Raw genomic sequence first — 20,045 nt, 5'->3', positions numbered from 1 at the left:
ATCTTGCATCGGGGATAAAAGGTCAGTATTATTGTCCTATTACGCCCTGATTCGGGTGGGGAGACGGCGGGTGAGCAGCATCGAATTGCGCAATCGGGCGGTGAAGCTGGATGATCGTTACGCGGTGGAGGGGGAGCGCATCTTCCTGTCCGGCACGCAGGCGCTGGTGCGGCTGGCGCTGGTGCAGCGGGCGCGCGATGCGGCGGCGGGGCTGAACACCGGCGGCTTCATCAGCGGCTATCGCGGCAGTCCGCTGGGCGCGTTCGACCAGGAGCTGTGGCGGACGAAGAAGCTGCTGGAGGCGGCCAATGTGCGCTTCGTGCCCGGGGTGAACGAGGAGTTGGGGGCGACGGCGGTGTGGGGCAGCCAGATGGTGGGGATGCGGCCGGGCGCGACCGTGGATGGCGTGTTCGGCATCTGGTATGGCAAGGGGCCGGGGCTCGACCGGGCGATGGACGTGCTGAAGCATGCCAATGCCGCCGGGACGGCGAAGCATGGCGGCGTGCTGGCGATCGTGGGGGACGATCATGGCGCCAAATCCTCGACCCTGCCGCACCAGAGCGACCATAATTTCAGCGCCGCTTTCGTGCCCTTCCTGGCGCCGGCGAGCGTGCATGAGTTTGTGGAATATGGCCTGCTGGGGATCGCCATGAGCCGTTTTGCCGGCACTTGGGTGGGGTACAAGGCGACGGCGGACACGGTGGAGACCAGCGCGACGGTGGATACCGCGAACGAGCGGCGGTCGATCATTATTCCGCCGTTCGATTTTCCCGAGGGCGGGCTTCATGTCCGGCCGAACGACATCTGGCGGGACGAGGACACGCGGCTGCAACGCTACAAGGGTTTTGCCGCGATGGCGTTCGCCAAGGCGAACGGCATCGACCGGGTGGTGTGGGATACGCCGAAGCCCCGCTTCGGCATCGTGACCACGGGCAAGGCCTTTGCCGATACCATGGAGGCGCTGGACGAGCTGGGCATTACCGAGGCGGTGGCGCGCGACATCGGGCTCAGGCTCTACAAGGTGGGCATGCCCTGGCCGCTGGAGCCGGACGGGATGCGCGGCTTTGCCGAGGGGCTGGAAGAGGTTCTGGTGATCGAGGAGAAGCGCGAGTTCATCGAGCATCAGCTGAAATGGCAATTGTACAACTGGCGCGAGGATGTGCGTCCGCGGGTGGTGGGAAAGCAGGACGAGGCGGGCGACTGGCTCCTGTCTCCGGACAATGAGCTGTCGCCGGGGATGATCGCCAAGGTGGTGGCACAGCGGATCGCGCGCTTCCACAAGACCGAGCGGATCGCCAACGCGCTGTCCTTCTTCGCCGACCAGGACGCGAAGGCGGCGCGGCATGTGACGCCGGCGAAGCGCAGCCCCTATTTCTGCAGCGGCTGCCCGCACAACAGCTCCACCAAGGTGCCCGAGGGCAGCCGCGCGCTGGCCGGCATCGGCTGTCACATCATGGCGCTGTGGATGGACCGGGCGGAGACCTTCACCCAGATGGGTGGCGAGGGCGTGACCTGGGTGGGCGAGGCGCCGTTCACGAACGAGAAGCATGTGTTCGCCAATCTGGGGGATGGCACCTATTTCCATTCCGGCCTGCTGGCGGTGCGGCAGTCGATCGCGGCGGGCGTGAACATCACCTACAAGATCCTCTATAACGACGCGGTCGCCATGACCGGCGGGCAGAAGCATGACGGCGAGCTGACGGTGCCGCAGATCGCGCGGCAGATGCTGGCGGAGGGCGCGAAATCGGTCGCGGTGCTGACCGAGGATTTGAGCCGCTATCCCGATGGACTGTTGCCGAAGGAAGTGGCGCTGCACGACCGGGCGATGCTGGACGTGGTGAGCAAGGCCTATGCGGCGACACCGGGCTGCACCGTGATCATCTATGACCAGACCTGCGCCGCGGAAAAGCGCCGGCGGCGGAAGCGCGGCCTGATGGCGGACCCGGACCGGCGGGTGGTGATCAACCCGGCGGTGTGCGAGGGCTGCGGCGATTGTTCGGTGCAATCCAACTGCGTCAGCGTGGAGCCGCTGGAGACCGAGTTCGGCCGCAAGCGGCGCATCAACCAATCGAGCTGCAACAAGGATTTCAGTTGCGTGAAGGGGTTCTGCCCGAGCTTCGTGAGCGTCAGCGGCGGCAAGCTGAAGAAGCCGGCGGCGACGTCGCTGGAGATCGGCACCCTGCCGGAGCCGGCGGTGCCCGCGCTGACCGCGCCGGTGAACATCCTGGTGACGGGGATCGGCGGCACCGGCGTGCTGACGGTGTCGGCCTTGCTGGGGATGGCGGGACATCTGGCCGGCGTGGCGAGCACGACCGCGGACATGGCCGGCCTGGCGCAGAAGGGTGGCGCGGTATGGAGCCATGTGCGGCTGGCGCCGACCAACGAGGCGCTGCTGGGGCCGCGCATCATGGCGGGGACGGCGGACCTGGTGATCGCCTGCGACGCGGTGGTGGCGGCGGACAAGGCCGCGCAGACGCTGATGATCCCGACGCGGACGGTGACGGTGGCCAATGCGAACATCGCGCCGACGGCGGATTTCGTGCGCAACCGCGACCTGGATTTCAAGACGCACCAGGTGGTGAAGACCATCGAGGGGGCGAGCAAGGCGAGCCATATGGTGGCGGCGGAGAAGATTGCCACCGCGCTGATGGGCGATGCCATTGCCGCCAATGTGATGCTGCTGGGCTATGCCTGGCAGCAGGGGCTGATCCCGCTGCCGCTCAGCGCGATCCAGGGTGCGATCGAGCTGAACGGCGTATCGGTGCCGTTCAACCTTCAGGCCTTCGCGCTCGGCCGGCTGCTGGCGGCGGAGCCGGCGCGGGTGGAGGCGATGGTCGGCGGGGGCGAGGCGCCGGCGTTGACGCTGGATGAACGGATCGCCACGCGGGTGAGTGACCTGACGGCCTATCAGGATGCGGCCTATGCGCAGCGGTTCGCCGATGGGGTTGCGCGGGTACGGGCGGCGGAAGCGCCGTTCGGATCGACCGCGCTGACCGAGGCGGTGATGGCCAGCCTGCACAAGCTGATGGCCTATAAGGATGAATATGAGGTGGCGCGGCTGTACAGCGACGGGCGCTTTACCGGCCAGCTGGATGCGACCTTCGCCGAGCGCGCCAGGCTGACCTTCCATCTGGCGCCGCCGCTGCTCTCCCGCATCGACCCGGCGACCGGGCGGCCGAAGAAGATCGGGCTGCCGGGCTGGCTGGTGGTGCCGCTGTTCGGGGTGCTCGCCCGCATGAAGGGCCTGCGCGGGACGGCGTTCGACCTGTTCGGGCGCACTGAGGAGCGGCGGCATGAGCGGGCGGCGATCGGCGCGTTCGAGGCGGATGTGGAAATGCTGCTGCGCGGGTTGCGGGCAGACAATCTGGCGCTGGCCGTGGAGATCGCGCGGCTGCCGCTGGACGTGCGCGGGTTCGGGCCGGTGAAGGAAGATGCGGCAAAGGCAGTGGCGTTGCGGCGGAAGGCGCTGTTGGCCAAGTGGCCGGGCATGGCGCGGCAGGCTGCCGCATAGAGACTGTGCGATAAATTGCCCATGCCGGGCTGCGAACGCCGATTTTCTGCGCTCCGATGCTCACGACCCTGAAGGTCGCTGCGCTTCGGTGCTCGAAAATCAACGTTCTCGCCACGGCCTGAGCAATTTCTCACACAGTCTCTGCAACAGACAGAGCGTTGGGAACCCCCAATGGATGCCGGGGTTACGGGGCTGACCGGGTCATTCTGCCCCGGCAACCCAGGAGAGTGAGCCATGGCTGTGCGTTTTGCTGCAACGATGAATGCCTTCAATCGCGGGATTGAATCCACCAGGCCGAAGACCGCCGTTTCGATCATCGAGGATTGGGAGACGGCGCTGTCCGAAGTGGATGTGCCGGGTGCGAAGGGCATCGCGCGCGACCTGGCGGCGCTGCGCAAGCAGCTGGAAATGGACGAGCCGGACGGCGAACGGGTGGAAGCGCTGCTGCACCGGCTGGGCGGTGCCGTGACAAAGATCGCCGACCGCGCCGACAGGAATGGCGACAAGCTGAAGCAGCTGGGCGAGGCGCTGAGCGAGAGCGGCGCCGAGCAGCCGGATGAAGAGGAAGACAAGGAAGCGGCCGCCGCGCCGCAACGCCGGATGAAAAAGGCGGCGTGAGCCGATAGCGCCGACAAGCAATGACGACAGGGCGCGGAGGGCAGTGGCCCTCCGCGCTTTTTTGATAGCGCGCTGATTGCCGCGCTTGGCGAGGGGGCATCGCTGGCCTAACTCCGGGTGAGAGGGAGTTTGTCGCGTGAATTTCGATCTGTCGGATGATGCCAAGACGCTGCGCGATGCGGCGCGGAAGTTTCTGGATGCCAAGGCGGGACCTGCCGTGGCGCGGGCGCAGATGGGGCGGGAGGCGCCGTTCGACTCCGCCCTGTGGGCGGAGGTCGTCGGTCAGGGCTGGACGGCGCTGCGCATTCCCGAGGCGCATGGCGGCATCGGCCTGGGCGCAGATGAAGTGTGTGTGCTGGCGGAGGAAGTGGGGCGCAGCCTGGCGCCGGTGCCGCTGACCAGCACGCTGGCGGCGACCGAGGCGCTGCTGCTGGCGGGCACGGAAGCGCAACGGGCGGCCTGGCTGCCGCGGATCGCCGCCGGCGAGGTGGTGGCGGTGATCGCCTGGAGCGAGGGCGCGAAGGCGATTTCGGCGATGCCGGCGACGGTTCTGGCGGCCGGCACGGTGCGCGGTGTGAAGTCGCCGGTGCCCGACCTGATGGGGGCGCATCTGGCCATCGTGACCGTGGCGTCGGCGGATGGCCCGGCGATGGCGCTGGTCGACCTGGCGGGGCCGGGCGTGTCGCGCGCGGACGTCGAGAGCCTGGACCTGGTGCGGCGGTCGGGAACGCTGACGCTGGATGGGGCCGCGGCCGAACCGCTGGGGACGGCGGCGGACTGGGCGAAACTGTGCGACCGGCTGGCGGTGATCGCGGCGTTCGAGACGCTGGGCAGCGCGCGCGCGGCGATGGACATGACGGTCGCCTATGCCAAGGATCGCACGGCGTTCGGGCTGCGCATCGGGCGCTACCAGGGCGTGAAGCACAAGCTGGCGGACATGTATATCAAGGTGACGCTGGCGGAGGCGCACGCGCTGCATGGGGCCTGGGCGTTCGGCAGCGATGCGCCGGAGCTGTCACAGGCGGCGGCGGCGGCGCGGGTGTCGAGCCTGGAGGCGATGAACTATGTTGCCGAGGAGGCGGTGCAGCTGCATGGCGGCATCGGCTTCACCTGGGAGCATGACTGCCAATTCTATTACCGCCGCAACCGGACGCTGCAGTTCGCGCTGGGCAGCCGGGCGCACTGGGCCGACCGGCTGGTGCGGGCGTTGGAGCGGCGGAATCGCCAGGCGGCTTGAGGAGAAGGACGATGGATTTCAACGACACGCCGCAGGAAGCCGAATTTCGCGCCACGGTGAAGGCCTGGATGGCGGCGAACGCCGGCGAATATCTCCATCCGCCGAAGGAGCCCTGGGGGCTGGAGGATTTCGTGGTGCGCTCCAAGGCGTGGCAGGCCAAGAAGCATGCCGCCGGCTATGTGGGCATCACCTGGCCGAAGGCTGTCGGCGGGCAGGGGCTGAGCCCCATGCACCAGATCATCTTCAACCAGGAGGAAAGCCGCACCTATGTGCCGACCGGGCTTTATTCCATCGGCCTTGGGATGTGCATCCCGACCGTGTTCACGCACGGCAATCCCGACGTCATCGCCCGCTATGTGCCCAAGGCGCTCAAGGGCGAGGAAGTGTGGTGCCAGCTGTTCAGTGAGCCGGTGGCGGGCAGCGACCTCGCCAGCATCCGCACGAAGGCCGTGAAGGACGGCGACGAGTGGGTGATCAACGGCCAGAAGGTGTGGACGAGTTTTGCCCACAAGAGCGATTTCGGCATCGTGGTGACGCGCACCAATCCGGAGGCGCCGAAGCACAAGGGGCTGACCATGTTCATCGTGGACATGAAGGCGCCGGGCGTGGAGGTGCGCGGCATCCGGCAGATGAGCGGCTCGAGCGACTTCAACGAGGTCTTCTTCACCGATGTGCGGGTGAAGGACAGCCACCGGCTGGGCGAGGTGGGCGATGGCTGGAAGGTGAGCCTGACGACGCTGATGCATGAGCGGCTGGCGGTGGGCGGCAAGCCGCGGCACGCGCCGGGCTATGCCACGCTGATGAAGGTGGCGGCCGAGGTGGAGACCGAGCGCGGCCCGGCGATGGAGCAGGCGGATGTGCGGCGGCGGATCGCCGACAGCTATATCGCCGACGAGGGGATCAAGCTGACCCAGATGCGGGCGCTCTCCGCGCTGAGCAAGGGCCAGATGCCGGGGCCTGAGCAGAGCATCAGCAAGGTGGTGGTCGCCAAGACCATGCAGGACATGGCGGCGTTCGCGCTGGACCTTTCGGAAGGCGCGGGGTTCGCTGCAGAGCCGGGGAGCGACATCGAGAAGTTGCAGCAGAGCTATCTGTGGTCGGCGGGATTGCGGATCGCCGGCGGCACCGACGAGATTTTGCGCAACATCATCGCCGAGCGCGTGCTGGGGCTGCCGGGCGACCTGCGCGGCGACAAGGACACGCCGTTCAACGAGATCAAGGCGCTTTGAAACGGCCCGGCAGACCGCCCAGGCCGGGCCGCGAAAACGGCTGCGGACGCCGAACAGGATGCCGGGGCAACCGGTTGTAAAATGTGATCTTTGTTCAACAGAGGCGTCGGGGGAACCCGGCGCCTTTTTTTTTGCGCACTTTACGTGAAAGGCAAAAGATCGTTAATTCGCTTGCAAAAGCAGCAATTAACGCTGTTCGACCCTAAACTTTTCCGGGCCGATGCGGTAGGGCCCGGGCATCAAATGAGATGTCGGAAAAGGATGGGATGATGATGAAGAGCCTGATGATCGGCGCCGTGGCGCTGCTGTCGACCGCCGGCCAGGCCGCGGTAACCGTGACCTATGAAGCGCCGGGCGTGGTGAACACCACCGCCGGTTTCGATTTCGTCGGCGTGGAGACGTTCGACAGCCGGCCGACCGGGGGCGGCACCAGCTTCGTCACCGATTTTGGCACCAGCGGCCAGTCGACGCTGATCACGGGGCGCTATTCCAACGTCGATATCCGCGATGCCAACCAATATGGCGGCGCCGGTGGCGTCGGCCGTTATGCCGAGACCTTTTCCGGCACCGGCTTCGAGCTGGCGCTGAGCACCAGCGATCCGCGCGGGCTGACCTATTTCGGTTACTGGCTGCCGGCGCTGGACGGGGGCAATGTGCTGGAATTCTACAAGGGCGGCAGCAAGGTGTTCACCTTCGCACCGGGTGATGTGCGCAATGCCATCGGAGGCAACAGCGCCTATTTCGGCAACCCGAGCGGCCCGTTCGCCGGCTGGAACCGCGGCGAGCCCTATGCCTTCGTCAACGTCTATTTCAAGGATGGCCTGACCTTCGACCGTATCCGCTTTTTCGAGTCGCCGATGGTCGGCGGCTATGAGAGCGACAACCATACGGTGGGCTTCTTCAACGACATCACCGGCAGCGCGGTGCCGGAACCCGCGACCTGGGCGATGATGATCATCGGCTTCGGCCTGGTGGGCAGCGCGATGCGCCGGCAGCGTCTGGCGCTCGCCTGAGCGCTCTGAAAAGTGCCGCGAGGGGCGGCGGGGGTGGACCCTGCCGCCCTTTTTCGTGCCGCCGCGCATCGCGGGGACGCGCGAAAATGGGTAAACAACTATGACCTTTCGGCGGTTAACCCTGTTCCGGCCTTGGGTTCATCGACCCGATCCGATAAACGGCCGGCATGCTCAAAGGTTGAGCGCCGAGAACAGGGAATTCATGATGACGATGATGACACGCGCGGCGATCGCCGCCTTGCTGCTGGGTGCCACGGGCGCGCAGGCCGCCAACCTGGTGGTGAACGGCGATTTCGAGGCCGGCAACACCGGCTTCAGCAGCGGCTACACCTATATCGCGCCGGCGGGGCAGTTTTCGCTCTATCCGGAAGGTGCCTATACCGTCGACACCAACGCCAACAATGTCCACAACCAGTGGGCGAGCTATGGCGACCATACGTCGGGCAGCGGCAACTATCTGATCGTCAACGGCGCGATCCAGAGCGGCGTGACGGTGTGGGAATCCGGCCCCATCGCGGTGACGGGCGGCACCAATTATTTCTTCGAAGCCTTCGCGTCGAACATGTGCTGCGGCGGCTTCACCGGCGCGGCGTCGAACCTCACCTTTTCGGTGATCGGCGATGTCAGCTCGGCGGTGCTCAACACCTACACCACGGGCGCGCCGGGCGTGTGGCAGGGGTTCAGCAACCAGTGGAACTCGGGCGGCAACAGCTCGGTCGTGCTGCGGCTGATCAACGGCAGCACCGATTTCAGCGGCAACGACTTCGCCGTGGATGACATCAACTTCGGCACGACCTCGATGGTGCCGGAACCGGCGACCTGGGCGATGATGATCCTGGGCTTCGGCCTGGTGGGCAGCGCGATGCGCCGGCGCAAGGTTGTTGCCGCCTGAATGGCATTGTAGCGGTGGCTTGGCGGGCGGCGGGGGGCAACCTCCGCCGCCTTCCTATATCCGCCCTTATATCCGCGTCTTGAACGGCGTGTAATCGACCGCGGTGTCGAACACGTCCAGCCCTTCGCGGCGTTTGAAGAAGCCGACGACCTGGTAGGTGACGGGCGTGAGCAGCACTTCCCACAGCACCTTCAACGCATAGTTGGTGAGCATGACGGTGATGACCTGCTCGTTCGACCAGACACCCCAGAAGGCGAGCGGGTAGAAGATCAGGCTGTCGACGCCCTGCCCCACCACGGTGCTGCCGATGGTGCGGGTCCACAGCATCCGGCCCTTGGTCCAGACCTTCATGCGGGACAGCACGAAGCTGTTGGCGAACTCGCCGGCCCAGAAGGCGACGATGGACGCCGCGAAAATGCGCGGCACCTGGCCAAAGACCTTTTCATAGACCGCCTGGTCGCCCCAGCCCGGCGCCGGCGGCATGGCGACGATCACCGCGGCCATCAGCGCGGTGAACAGGCTGGCGACGAAGCCGACCCAGACGACGCGGCGGGCACGGGCATAGCCATAGACCTCGGTCAGCACGTCGCCGAGCACATAGCTGAGCGGGAAGAACAGGATGCCGGCGCCGAAGGTGACCGCGCCGACCAGCGGCAGGTCGAAGCTGGCGACCTTGCCGGCGCCGATCAGGTTGGAGCAGATCAGCAGCGCGACGAAGGCCGCCATGCAATAATCATAATAGCGGAGCGTCCGGCCTTCGATGGCGGCGGCGTCGACGGGGCGGATCATCTCTGACATCGGGGCAGGATGCGCGGTTGCCGGGGCGGGTGCAAGCGGCTAACCGACGCGGCGATGACCGAGACCGAGACGCTGAGAACCGACCTGCTGGCCGCCATCGACGGTGCCGCCGATCTGACCGCGCTGGAGGCGGTGCGGGTGGCGGCGCTGGGGAAGGCCGGGCAGGTGACGGCCTTGTTGAAGACGCTGGGTGGCATGACGGCGGAGCAGCGCCAGGTGGCGGGGCCGGCGTTCAACGGCCTGCGGGAAGAATTGTCCGCGGCCCTGGCGGCGCGCAAGGCGGTGCTGGAGGCGGCCGCGCTGGAGGCGCGGCTGGCCACGGAACGCCTGGACATGAGCCTGCCGGTGCTGCCCGGCCCGCGCGGCACGGTGCATCCGATCAGCCAGGTGATGGACGAGCTGGCGGAGATCTTCGCCGACCTGGGCTTCGCGGTGGCGGAAGGGCCGGAGATCGAGGACGACTGGCACAATTTCACCGCGCTGAACATTCCCGAGGAACATCCGGCGCGCGCGATGCACGACACCTTCTATGTGACGGGCGGTGGCCCGGCGGGGGCGAACGGCCGGGCCGTGCTGCGCACGCACACGTCGCCGGTGCAGATCCGCACGATGATGGGGCAGGCGCCGCCCATTCGCATCATCGCGCCCGGGCGCGTCTATCGCAGCGACAGCGATGCGACGCACACGCCGATGTTCCACCAGATCGAGGGGCTGGTGATCGACCGGGGCATCACGCTGGCGCACCTGCGCTGGACGCTGGAGACCTTCATCAAGGCCTTTTTCGAGGTGGACGATGTGACGCTCCGCTTCCGGCCGAGCTATTTCCCCTTCACCGAGCCGGGGGTGGAAGTGGATGTCGGCTGTTCGTGGCAGGGCGGGCGGCTCTCGATCGGCGGCAGCGAGAGCTGGATGGAGATTTTGGGCAGCGGCATGGTGCATCCCAAGGTGCTGCGGAACTGCGGCCTGGATCCGGAGGAGTGGCAGGGGTTCGCGTTCGGCACCGGCGTCGACCGGCTGGCGATGCTGAAATATGGCATGACCGACCTGCGCGCCTTCTTCGACGGCGACCTGCGCTGGTTGCGGCACTATGGCTTCGGCGCGCTGGACGTGCCGACGCTGAGCGGCGGGGTGGGGGCATGAAATTTACCCGAAGCTGGCTCGCACGCTATCTCGACAGCGATGCCGACGCGGCGACCATCGCCGACGCGCTGACCCGGCTGGGGCTGGAGGTGGAGAGCGTGAGCAATCCCGCCACTGCGCTGGCGCCGTTCGTGATCGCCGAGGTGCTGAGCGCCGAGCCGCATCCGCAGGCCGACAAGTTGCAGGTGCTGAGCGTCGATGCCGGAAGCGGGGCGGTGCAGGTGGTCTGTGGCGCGCCCAATGCGCGCGCGGGGATGAAGGGCGTGTTCGGGCCGCCGGGCGCGCAGGTGCCGGGGCTGGACCTGACGCTGAAGGTGGCGGCGATCCGGGGCGTGGAATCGCGCGGCATGATGTGCTCCAGCCGGGAGCTGGGGCTGGGCGAGGAGCATGACGGGATCATGGACCTGGCGGCGGATGCGCCGGTGGGCGTGGCCTATGCCGCCTGGGCCGGGCTGGATGATCCGCTGTTCGATGTCGCGGTGACGCCGAACCGGCAGGATTGCATGGGTGTCTATGGCATCGCGCGCGACCTGGCGGCGCTGGGGCTGGGGACATTGAAGCCGCGTCCGGCGCCGGTGTTGAGCGAAGCCTTCGTTTCGCCGCTGCGCATCGCCACCGAGGACACGGAGGGCTGCCCGGCCTTTCTGGCCCGGCATGTGCGCGGCGTGGTGAACGGCCCGTCGCCGGCCTGGCTGCAGCGGCTGCTGGCGGCGGTGGGGCAGAAGCCGATCAGCGCGCTGGTGGACATCACCAACTATTTCAGCATCGGCCATGGCCGGCCGCTGCATGTCTATGACGTGGCGACGCTGCAAGGGGGGCTGACGGCGCGGCGGGCGCGGGCGGGCGAGAGCGTGCTGGCGCTGAATGGCAAGAGCTATGCGCTGGATCCGTCGATGACGGTGATCGCGGACGATGCCCATGTGCACGACATCGGCGGCATCATGGGGGGCATGGAGTCTGGCGTGTCGGAGGCCACCACCGAGGTGCTGATCGAGGCGGCTTTCTTTGCGCCGGAGCGCATCGGCGCCACCGGCCGGGCGCTGGGCATCACCTCCGACGCGCGGGCGCGGTTCGAGCGCGGGGTGGATCCGGCGTTCGTGGCACCGGGGCTGGACCTGGCGACGGCGATGGTGCTGGAACTGTGCGGCGGCGAGGCCTCGGCAATGGCGGTGGCCGGGGGGGTGCCCGAGGCGGCGCGCACGGTGGCGGCGTATGACCCGGGGCAGGTGGCGCGGCTGGCCGGGATCGAGGTGCCGGCGGAGGAACAGCGCGCGATCCTGGAGCGGCTGGGGTTCGGCGTGAGCGGCGAGGCGCGCTGGACGGTGACCATCCCGAGCTGGCGGCGCGATGTCGATGGCGGCGCCGACCTGGTGGAGGAGGTGGTGCGGCTGCACGGGCTGGACCGGGTGCCCGCCACGCCGCTGCCGCGGGCCGAGGGGGTGGCGAAGCCGACGGCGACGGCAGCGCAGCGGCTGGAGCGGCGGGCACGGCGGACGCTGGCCAGCCGGGGGCTGAATGAAGCGATCACTTGGAGCTTCATCGCGGAGGCGGATGCCGCGCGCTTCGGCGGTGGCGTGGCGACGGTGGAGAATCCGATTTCGGCGGAGCTGGCGGTGATGCGGCCGTCGCTGCTGCCCGGCCTGCTGGCGGCCGCGGCGCGCAACGCGGCACGGGGGCTGGCGGACGTGCGGCTGTTCGAGATCGGCCGGCGCTATCGGGATGATGGCGAGCATGCGACGGCGGCGCTGCTGCTGGCCGGGGATCGGGTTCCCCGCGACTGGCGGACGGGGAAGGCGCTGCCTTTCGATGCCTTCGATGCCAAGGCGGAGGTGATGGCAACGCTGGCGGCGCTGGGCGTGCCGGTGGAGCGGCTGGGTGTCCAAGCGCCGGCGGAGGGGCATTATCATCCGGGACGCTCGGCCAGGCTGGTGCTGGGCAAGGCGGTGCTGGCGCAGTTCGGGGAGCTGCATCCCAGCGTCACCGCCGAGCTTCGCGGGACGGTGGTGGCGGGCGAGATCATGCTGGATGCGCTGCCGCAGCGCGGTGCAAAGCGGGCGCGCGCGGTGTTCGCGCCGCCCGCGTTGCAGGCGGTGACGCGGGACTATGCCTTTGTCGCACCCGAGAGCCTGTCCGCCGATGCGCTGCTGCGCGCGGTGGCGGCGGCGGACAAGGCGCTGATCGTGGATGTCGCGCTGTTCGACCGTTTCAGCGGCGGCAGCCTGGAACCCGGGCAGGTCAGCCTGGGTGTGCAGGTGACGCTGCAGCCAGCCGCCGCCACGCTGACCGACGCGCAGCTGGAGGCGGTCGGCGCGGCGGTGGTGGTGGCGGCGGCGAAGCTGGGGGCGACGCTGCGGGCTTAACTGCGCCGCCCCTGGGTGTCCTGCTCGGTCACCGGGGAGATGCGGATTTCGACGCGGCGGTTCTGGGCGCGGCCGGCCTCGGTGTCGTTGCTGGCGATCGGCTGGGTCTTGCCATAGCCGCGCGTGGCGATGCGGGCGCGGTTGACGCCCATCATGCCGAGCGCGTCGGCGACGGTCGCGGCGCGGGCTTCGGAGAGTTTTTGGTTGACCTCGTCGCTGCCGATGCTGTCGGTATGGCCATAGACGTCGATGAAGGTCGACTGATAGCTGCCGAGCGTCTGCGCCACCTTTTCGAGATTGGGGCGGAAGGCGGGGTCGAGCGAGGCGGAGTTGAAGGCGAAGGTGACGTTGGAGGGCATTTCCAGCTTGATCTCGTCACCGACGCGGTTGACCTCGATGCCGGTGCCGCGGGTCTTTTCGCGCAGCTCGCGCTCCTGCTTGTCCATGTAGCTGCCGATGCCGGCGCCGGCGATGGCGCCGATGCCGGCGCCCAGGATGGTTTCGGTGCGGTTGTTGCGGCCACCCAGGATGGCGCCCAGCAGGGCGCCGCCGCCGGCGCCGATCAACGCGCCGCTGCCGGCCTTCGACATGCGGCGCTCGCCGGTGTCCGGGTCGGTGGTGCAGGCCGCTGTGGTCAGCAGCAGGGCCGACAGGCCGATGAGGATGGCGGGTTTTTTCATGGGGGTCTCCTGTTGGGTGCGGCACATCTGGCCCGGCGTGGCTTAATCCTGCCTGACCAACGCGGGAAGCGGCGTCGCGTTGCTTGCCGATGGGCGGTGTGCACGGCATAAGGGGGCCGACCATGCCCGCCTTTCCCTGGACGGATGTTGCCATCATCCTCGCGCTGATCGCGCTCAATGGCTTTTTTGCCATGGCCGAGCTGGCGATCGTGTCGGCGCGGCGGCCGCGGTTGCAGGCGATGCAGCGCGCCGGGCGACGCGGCGCCGGCCGGGCGCTGGCGCTGGCGGCGGACAGCGGCCGGTTCCTGTCGGCGGTGCAGATCGGCATCACCCTGATCGGGGTGGCGAACGGCGCCTTTTCAGGCGCCAGCCTGGCGGGGCCGGTGGCGGCGCGGCTGGAGGGCTGGTTCGGCCTGTCGGCGTCGGTGGCCGATGATGTGGGCTTCGCCCTGGTGATCGTCATCGTCACCTATGTCTCCCTGATCATCGGCGAGCTGGTGCCCAAGCAGTTCGCGTTGCGCGCCCCGGAGCCGCTGGCGGCGGCGGTGGCGCCGGCGATGGACCTGCTGACCCGGGTGACACGGCCGTTCGTGTTCCTGCTCGACCAATCCTCGCAACTGGTGTTCCGGCTGCTGCGGCTGAAACGCGACGCCGACCATGCCGTGACCGAGGAGGAGTTGCGCAGCATGGTGACCGACGCCGAGAGCGCCGGGGTGATCGAGGAGAGCGAGCGGGCGCTGATTTCGGGCATCATGCGGCTGGCCGACCGGCCGGTGCGCGGGGTGATGACGCCGCGGGTGGAGGTGGACTGGCTGGACGCCAGCGCCGGCGAGGACGAGGTGCGGGCGCGGCTGATCGCGACGCCGCACACGCGGATCGTGGTGGCGGACGGCAACATCGACACCATCATCGGCGTGGTGCAGGCGCGCGACGCGCTGGCGGCGCTGCTGGAGGGCCGGCCATTGGACCTGCGGGCGCTGGCAAAGGCCGCGCCGGCGGTGCCCGATGTGGCGGACGCGACCGACGCGCTGACCGCGCTGCGCGATGCCGCGGTGCCGATGGCGCTGGTGATCGACGAATATGGCCATTTCGAAGGCGTGGTGACGCCCGCCGACCTGCTGGCGGCGATCGCCGGCGAGTTCAAGAGCGACATGGACGACGAGCTGGACCCGCATCTGGTGACGCGCGAGGATGGCAGCCTGCTGGTGAGCGGCGGCATGGCGGCGGACGAGCTGGCGGAGACGCTGGGGTTCGAGCTGCCCGAGGAGCGGGATTACCAGACCGTCGCCGGCTTCGTGCTGGCGGAGCTGGAGCACATTCCCGCGACGGGCGAGCATTTCGAGGCGCGCGGCTGGCGGTTCGAAGTGATCGACATGGACGGGCGCAAGATCGACAAGCTGCTGGTCAGCCGCGTTCAGCCCGACCCATAATCCATGCCGATGTCGGCGGCCGGCGCGCTCTGCGTCAGGCGGCCGACGCTGATGAAGGTGACGCCGGTTTCGGCGATGGCGCGGATGGTGGTGAGGTTGACGCCGCCCGACGCCTCGGTCGGGACGCGACCGGCGACCAGCGCGACCGCGCGGGCCAGCAGCGGCGGCGACATGTTGTCCAAGAGCAGCCGGTCGGCGCCGGCGGCGAGCGCGGGCTCGATCTGGTCGAGCGTGTCGACCTCGACCTGCACAGGAAGCCCGCTGTTCGCGGCCCTGGCGGCGGACACGGCGGCGGTCACGCCCCCGGCGGCGGCGATGTGGTTGTCCTTGATCAGCAAACCGTCGAACAAGCCGACGCGGTGGTTGGTGCCGCCGCCCATGCGCACGGCATATTTGGCGAGGCGGCGCATGCCGGGGATGGTCTTGCGCGTGTCGAGCAGGGTGGCGCCGGTGCCGGCGATCGCGGCCACATAAGCTGCGGTGAGCGTGGCGATGCCGGTGAGATGCTGGAGCGTATTGAGCGCCGAGCGTTCCGCCGACAGCAGCGCGCGGGCGTTGCCGGCAACGCGCAGCAGCGCGGTGCCGGCCGTGACGCTGTCGCCCTCCTTGACCAGCGGTTCGACCGTGCAGACGGGATCGAGCGCGCGGAAGAAGGCCGCCGCCAGCGGCAGGCCGGCGACGGTGACGGCATCCCGGCTGCTGAGCACGGCGGTCAACCGTCCATCGGCGGGGATGCAGGCGGTGCTGGTAACGTCGCCACGCTCGCCGAGGTCTTCGGCAAGCGTGGCAGCAACGAAGCCGGCCACGTCGAAGCCGTCGATCATTTGCCCAGTTCGCGGTTCAGATAGGCGAGCATCAGCGCACTGCGGTAGGCGCTTTCCTTCAGGTTGGCGACGCCGGCGTGGCCGCCGTCGATATTCTCGTAATAATAGATGGGGTGGCCCTGTTCCTGCATGCGCGCCGCCATCTTGCGGGCGTGGGCGGGGTGGACGCGGTCATCCTTGGTCGAGGTGTAGAAGAAGACGCGGGGGTATTTCACGTCTTTCCGGATGTTCTGATAGGGAGAATATTGGCGGATATAGGCCCACTGTTTCGGATCGTCCGGATTGCCATATTCCGCCATCCAGGAGGCGCCGGCGAGCAGCAGGTGATAGCGCTGCATGTCGGCCAAGGGCACGCCGACCATGGCGGCATCGTACAGGTCGGGGCGCTGGGTGTAGGCGACCGCCGCCATCAGGCCGCCGTTGCTGCGGCCATGGACGGCGATCTTGCTGGCGAGCTTCTCGCGCTTCAGCGCCTTGGCCACGGCGTGCAGGTCATCATAGCTGCGCTGGCGGTTTTCCAGCAGGGCGGACTGGTGCCAGGACGGCCCATATTCGCCACCGCCGCGGATATTGGCGACAACATATTGGTTGCCGTCCTCCAGCCAGAATTGCACGTCCGGGCCGGCATAGGCGGGGGTCAGCGGGATTTCGAAGCCGCCATAGCTCCACAGCAGGGTTTTCAGCGGGCCCTTGGCATCGCGCGGGCGGACGATGAAATAGGGCACGCGCGTGCCATCCTTCGAGATGGCGAAACGCTGGCTGACGGTGAAGTTGCCGCCGTCGAAAAAGGCGGGGTTGCTGGCGATGGTGGCGGGCGCGGCACCGGATTTCGCCAGCATCAGCCGGTTGGGATCGGTGAAGCCGGCGACGGTGAAGAAGACGCTGTCGTCGCCATCGCTGCTGCCCGCCAGCGTGACCGCGCTGTTGGCCGGCAGCGCGACGTCGGCCTGCCCCCAGCCTTCATTGCCGGGCGTGAGGCGCTTCAGGCGCGCGGCGACATCCGCCAGCAGGCTGATATAGACGGCGGCGTCGGTCGCATCGACGCCGGCGATCGCCTGGTTGCCGCTGGGGGCATAGACCAGGGCAACGCTTTCCGCCGGCATGGCGCCGGTGGTGGGGACGGGATAGGCGACGAGGCTGCCGGCCTTGAACTGCCGCCAATCGGTGCGCAGCAGGGCGTAGGCGCGCGGGGTGCCGCCGGTCGCGGCGATGAACTGCACATCGGCATCATCGGGCAACGGGCCGGCGACCAGGCTGCCGTCCGCCATCAGGTGCAGCATCTTGCCCGTCCAGAATCCCGTGCGCTGGCTGACGGCAACGCGCCGGTTGGCCCCGCTGCCCCAGGCGGCGGGCCAGACGCCCATTTCGCCCTCGGCGATGGTCAGCAGCGGCGTGGCGGCGGCAAGCGGCGTGCCGCGCGTCCAGCGTTTCACCGTGCGGGCATAGCCGCTGGTCGTCAGGCTGCCGGGGCCGAAGTCGCTGGCGATGAGGAGCGTGTTCTCGTCGATCCAGGCGGCGGTCTGCTTCGCTTCGGGCGAGACGAAGCCGCCGGCGCTGGCGGGCACGAACTGGCGGGTCGCCAGGTCGAACTCGCGCACGGTCTCGGCATCCTTGCCGCCGTCCGACAGCCCGACGAGGCAGCGGGTGGCAGGCGCGGGCAGGCATTCGGCGCCGCCGAACTGCCAGTTGGCACCTTCGGCCTTGGCGAGCGCGTCCATGTCGAGCAGCGTCGTCCATTCGGGCTTGCCGGCGTCATAGGCGGCGCGGCTGGTCACCCGCCACAGGCCGCGCACGTTCGCCTTGTCCCGCCAGAAATTATGCACCTGCGTCGCCGTCACCGAGCCGCCGCCGGCGCCCGAGGGCATGGCGATGCGGCGCGGGTCGGTCAGCTGCGCCTCGGCGCGTTCGCGCCATGCGGCGAAACCGGGAACGGCCTCCAGCTCGGGCAGATATTTCGCATTCTGCTGCCGCACCCAGGCGAGCGCCTTGTCGCCGGTGACATCCTCCAGCCACTGGTGCGGGTCAGTCGCGGCGGCATGGGCGGCGACGGCGAGGGTGGCGGCGAGCGCGGCGGTCATGAAGCGCATCTTCATCCTTCAGAGGGCTGGGGTGAGATCGGTCGGTTTGCCGGCGGCGATGTCCAGCATGCGGTTCAGCGGCAGCAGCGCCCGGCTGCGCAGGGGTTCCGGCACGTCGATCCGCGGGGTCAGGTCGCGCAGCGACAGATAGAGTTTTTCCAGCGTGTTGAGCGCCATGTAGGGGCAATCGTTGCAGTTGCATTTGCCGTCGGCACCGGGCGCGCCGATGAATTGTTTCTCCGGCGCTTTCAGCTGCATCTGGTGGATGATGTGCGGCTCGGTGGCGACGATGATGGTCTGGGCGGGGCTCGCCAGCGCGAAGGCCAGGATGGCGCTGGTGCTGCCGATCATGTCGGCATGGTCCAGGATGTGCCCCGGACATTCGGGGTGGGCGGCGACCGGGGCATCGGGGTGCAGCGCCTTCAGCTTCAGCAGCTCGGTCTCGCTGAACGCCTCGTGCACGATGCAGCTGCCGTCCCACAGCAGCATGTCACGGCCGGTCTTGCGGGCGAGCCAGGCGCCCAGATGCTTGTCCGGCGCGAACAGGATCTTCTGGTCGCGGGGCAGCGCGTTCAGGATCTTTTCAGCGCTGCTGCTGGTGACGATGATGTCGCTGTGCGCCTTCACGGCCGCCGAACAGTTGATGTAGGTCAGGCTGAGGTGATCGGGGTGCGCCGCGCGGAAGCGGCCGAAGGCGTCCGGCGGGCAGCTGTCCTCCAGGCTGCACCCGGCATCCATGTCGGGCAGCACCACGGTCTTTTCCGGCGACAGGATCTTCGCCACCTCCGCCATGAAACGCACGCCGCAAAAAGCGATGACCTCGGCGTCGGTCTCGGCCGCCTTGCGGCTGAGTTCGAGGCTATCGCCGACGAAGTCCGCCAGGTCCTGGATTTCCGGCTTCTGGTAATAATGGGCGAGGATGATCGCGTTCCTGTCGCGCCGCAGACGGTCGATCTCGGCGCGCAGGTCGGTTCCCACAGGGTTGCGGCCAAAGTTCAGGCGGGCATCCATTTTCGGCCTTCCATGCGGGCGAGCTGCGCGTCAGATAGGCGCGAACAGCGCGAAGGAAAAGAGATGAGCGACGCCCTGGCCCATATCGACGCGGCGGAGAGGCTTTCGCCGGTGGTGGACGACCTGCCGGCGGACACGCCGACCCGGCCGGTGACACGGGTGGGGATCATCGGCGCGGGGACGATGGGCGGCGGCATCGCGATGAACTTCGCCAACATCGGCGTGCCCGTGACGATCGTGGAAACGGCGCAGGCGGCGCTCGACCGCGGGCTGAAGGTGGTGCGCGGCAATTATGACCGCAGCGCCGCGCGGGGGAAGCTGACGGCGGACGAGGTGGCGGCGCGCATGGGCCGCTTCACGCCGACGCTGTCGATGGAGGCGCTCGGCGATTGCGACCTGGTCATCGAGGCGGTGTTCGAGAACATGGCGCTGAAGAAGGAGATTTTCGCCCGGCTGGACGGCATCGCGAAGCCCGGCGCGATCCTGGCCAGCAACACCAGCTATCTGGACGTGAACGAGATTGCCGCCGCCACGAACCGTCCCGCCGATGTGCTGGGGATGCATTTCTTCAGCCCGGCCAATGTCATGCGCCTGCTGGAGGTGGTGCGCGGCGCCGCCACCGCGCCCGACGTGCTGAAAACCGCCATGGAAATCGGGGTGAAGATCGGCAAGGTGCCGGTCGTCAGCGGCGTGTGCCCCGGTTTCATCGGCAACCGCATGCTGAGCAAGCGACAGGAACAGGCGCAGGCGCTGATCCTGGAAGGCGCGATGCCGTGGGAGGTGGACAAGGCGCTCACTGATTTCGGCATGGTGATGGGGCCGTTCCAGATGAGCGACCTCGCCGGCCTGGACATCGGCTGGAGCCGGGAGACATCGACCGGCGCCACCATCCGCGACCGGCTGTGCGAGATGGACCGGCGCGGGCAGAAGACCGGCGCCGGCTTCTATGACTATGATGCCGAGCGCAAGCGCACCCCGAGCCCCGTGGTGGAGACGCTGATCCGCGATTTCATGCGGGAGAAGGGCGTGACACCGCGATCGATCTCGCAGGAGGAGATTCTCGACCGGCTGATGACGCCCTTCATCGCCGAGGGCAAGGCGATCCTGGCCGAGGGCATCGCCCAGCGCGCCAGCGACATCGATGTGGTGTGGGTGAACGGCTATGGCTGGCCGCGCGCCACGGGCGGGCCGATGTACTGGGCCGGGGTACGGGGTTGACGATGG

At 68.2% G+C, this 20,045-nt stretch carries 15 protein-coding genes; 10 read left to right on the top strand and 5 right to left on the bottom strand.

The window, feature by feature from the left end; translation table 11 throughout:
• Positions 1-70: 70 nt before the first annotated feature.
• The 6 genes from H3309_RS00920 to H3309_RS00895 all read left to right on the top strand — a co-directional run bounded on the left by H3309_RS00920 (position 71) and on the right by H3309_RS00895 (position 8,500).
• Complete coding sequence (locus H3309_RS00920) at positions 71-3,511, top strand: indolepyruvate ferredoxin oxidoreductase family protein (RefSeq protein WP_243453792.1); 3,441 nt, start codon at positions 71-73, stop codon at positions 3,509-3,511.
• A 234-nt stretch (positions 3,512-3,745) separates the two neighbouring features.
• Entirely contained in the window at positions 3,746-4,129 is a 384-nt protein-coding gene (locus tag H3309_RS00915) for a hypothetical protein (RefSeq protein ID WP_182296643.1), read from the top strand.
• A gap of 136 nt (positions 4,130-4,265) precedes the next feature.
• Positions 4,266-5,366, top strand: a complete 1,101-nt coding sequence (locus tag H3309_RS00910) for an acyl-CoA dehydrogenase family protein (RefSeq protein ID WP_182296641.1) — start codon at positions 4,266-4,268, stop codon at positions 5,364-5,366.
• 11 nt (positions 5,367-5,377) lie between these two features.
• Positions 5,378-6,595 (top strand): acyl-CoA dehydrogenase family protein, encoded by a 1,218-nt coding sequence (locus H3309_RS00905; RefSeq protein ID WP_182296639.1) that lies wholly within the window; start codon positions 5,378-5,380, stop codon positions 6,593-6,595.
• A gap of 266 nt (positions 6,596-6,861) precedes the next feature.
• Complete coding sequence (locus tag H3309_RS17045) at positions 6,862-7,608, top strand: Npun_F0296 family exosortase-dependent surface protein (protein WP_243453791.1); 747 nt, start codon at positions 6,862-6,864, stop codon at positions 7,606-7,608.
• A gap of 202 nt (positions 7,609-7,810) precedes the next feature.
• On the top strand, positions 7,811-8,500 hold the full coding sequence (locus tag H3309_RS00895) for a PEPxxWA-CTERM sorting domain-containing protein (protein ID WP_182296637.1): 690 nt from the start codon (positions 7,811-7,813) through the stop codon (positions 8,498-8,500).
• A 66-nt stretch (positions 8,501-8,566) separates the two neighbouring features.
• Here H3309_RS00895 and H3309_RS00890 read toward each other — a convergent pair whose 3' ends face one another.
• On the bottom strand, positions 8,567-9,298 hold the full coding sequence (locus H3309_RS00890; RefSeq protein ID WP_182296635.1) for a queuosine precursor transporter: 732 nt from the start codon (positions 9,296-9,298) through the stop codon (positions 8,567-8,569).
• A 54-nt stretch (positions 9,299-9,352) separates the two neighbouring features.
• Between H3309_RS00890 and pheS the strand changes: the two genes are divergently transcribed.
• Both pheS and pheT read left to right on the top strand, forming a co-directional pair.
• Positions 9,353-10,438 (top strand): phenylalanine--tRNA ligase subunit alpha, encoded by a 1,086-nt coding sequence (gene pheS, locus H3309_RS00885; RefSeq protein WP_182296633.1) that lies wholly within the window; start codon positions 9,353-9,355, stop codon positions 10,436-10,438.
• Positions 10,435-12,798 carry a phenylalanine--tRNA ligase subunit beta gene (gene pheT / locus H3309_RS00880; RefSeq protein ID WP_182296631.1) on the top strand — a complete coding sequence of 788 codons (2,364 nt, stop codon included), beginning with the start codon at positions 10,435-10,437 and terminating at the stop codon, positions 12,796-12,798. Before pheS ends, pheT begins: the two co-directional genes overlap by 4 nt.
• Here the strand turns inward: pheT and H3309_RS00875 are convergent.
• The gene (locus tag H3309_RS00875) at positions 12,795-13,478 is read right to left on the bottom strand and encodes an OmpA family protein (RefSeq protein WP_182296629.1); all 684 of its coding nucleotides are present in this window, start codon (positions 13,476-13,478) and stop codon (positions 12,795-12,797) included. The genes pheT and H3309_RS00875 overlap by 4 nt on opposite strands.
• A gap of 122 nt (positions 13,479-13,600) precedes the next feature.
• On the opposite strand from H3309_RS00875, the gene H3309_RS00870 reads away from it, so the two are divergent.
• Positions 13,601-14,908, top strand: coding sequence for a hemolysin family protein (locus H3309_RS00870; RefSeq protein ID WP_182296627.1), 1,308 nt, complete (start codon positions 13,601-13,603; stop codon positions 14,906-14,908).
• Here the strand turns inward: H3309_RS00870 and nadC are convergent.
• Genes nadC through nadA form a run of 3 tightly spaced genes read right to left on the bottom strand, consistent with a single transcriptional unit; the run spans position 14,893 to position 18,821 of the window.
• Positions 14,893-15,732, bottom strand: a complete 840-nt coding sequence (gene nadC / locus H3309_RS00865) for a carboxylating nicotinate-nucleotide diphosphorylase (protein ID WP_182296625.1) — start codon at positions 15,730-15,732, stop codon at positions 14,893-14,895. The two genes, H3309_RS00870 and nadC, sit on opposite strands and share 16 nt — an antisense overlap.
• The gene (locus H3309_RS00860; RefSeq protein WP_182296623.1) at positions 15,729-17,819 is read right to left on the bottom strand and encodes a prolyl oligopeptidase family serine peptidase; all 2,091 of its coding nucleotides are present in this window, start codon (positions 17,817-17,819) and stop codon (positions 15,729-15,731) included. Before H3309_RS00860 ends, nadC begins: the two co-directional genes overlap by 4 nt.
• A gap of 9 nt (positions 17,820-17,828) precedes the next feature.
• A complete protein-coding gene (nadA, locus tag H3309_RS00855) occupies positions 17,829-18,821 on the bottom strand; it encodes a quinolinate synthase NadA (RefSeq protein ID WP_182296621.1) in 993 nt (330 codons plus the stop codon).
• 63 nt (positions 18,822-18,884) lie between these two features.
• Between nadA and H3309_RS00850 the strand changes: the two genes are divergently transcribed.
• Positions 18,885-20,039 (top strand): 3-hydroxyacyl-CoA dehydrogenase, encoded by a 1,155-nt coding sequence (locus tag H3309_RS00850; RefSeq protein WP_207791535.1) that lies wholly within the window; start codon positions 18,885-18,887, stop codon positions 20,037-20,039.
• Positions 20,040-20,045: the final 6 nt, after the last annotated feature.

The organism is Sandaracinobacteroides saxicola, from assembly GCF_014117445.1.
Taxonomy (GTDB): Bacteria; Pseudomonadota; Alphaproteobacteria; order Sphingomonadales; family Sphingomonadaceae; genus Sandaracinobacteroides_A; species Sandaracinobacteroides_A saxicola.
This window is presented reverse-complemented; position numbering and strand designations above follow the sequence as displayed.

Bases quoted from the DNA above. Each gene is read 5' to 3' on its own strand.
- pheT (WP_182296631.1), top strand. From the start codon at position 10,435: ATGAAATTTACCCGAAGCTGGCTCGCACGCTATCTCGACAGCGATGCC.
- H3309_RS00915 (WP_182296643.1), top strand. From the start codon at position 3,746: ATGGCTGTGCGTTTTGCTGCAACGATGAATGCCTTCAATCGCGGGATT.
- nadA (WP_182296621.1), bottom strand. From the start codon at position 18,821: ATGGATGCCCGCCTGAACTTTGGCCGCAACCCTGTGGGAACCGACCTG.
- H3309_RS00895 (WP_182296637.1), top strand. From the start codon at position 7,811: ATGATGACGATGATGACACGCGCGGCGATCGCCGCCTTGCTGCTGGGT.
- H3309_RS00870 (WP_182296627.1), top strand. From the start codon at position 13,601: ATGCCCGCCTTTCCCTGGACGGATGTTGCCATCATCCTCGCGCTGATC.
- nadC (WP_182296625.1), bottom strand. From the start codon at position 15,732: ATGATCGACGGCTTCGACGTGGCCGGCTTCGTTGCTGCCACGCTTGCC.
- H3309_RS00875 (WP_182296629.1), bottom strand. From the start codon at position 13,478: ATGAAAAAACCCGCCATCCTCATCGGCCTGTCGGCCCTGCTGCTGACC.
- H3309_RS00850 (WP_207791535.1), top strand. From the start codon at position 18,885: ATGAGCGACGCCCTGGCCCATATCGACGCGGCGGAGAGGCTTTCGCCG.
- H3309_RS00860 (WP_182296623.1), bottom strand. From the start codon at position 17,819: ATGCGCTTCATGACCGCCGCGCTCGCCGCCACCCTCGCCGTCGCCGCC.
- H3309_RS00905 (WP_182296639.1), top strand. From the start codon at position 5,378: ATGGATTTCAACGACACGCCGCAGGAAGCCGAATTTCGCGCCACGGTG.
- H3309_RS00890 (WP_182296635.1), bottom strand. From the start codon at position 9,298: ATGTCAGAGATGATCCGCCCCGTCGACGCCGCCGCCATCGAAGGCCGG.
- H3309_RS17045 (WP_243453791.1), top strand. From the start codon at position 6,862: ATGATGATGAAGAGCCTGATGATCGGCGCCGTGGCGCTGCTGTCGACC.
- pheS (WP_182296633.1), top strand. From the start codon at position 9,353: ATGACCGAGACCGAGACGCTGAGAACCGACCTGCTGGCCGCCATCGAC.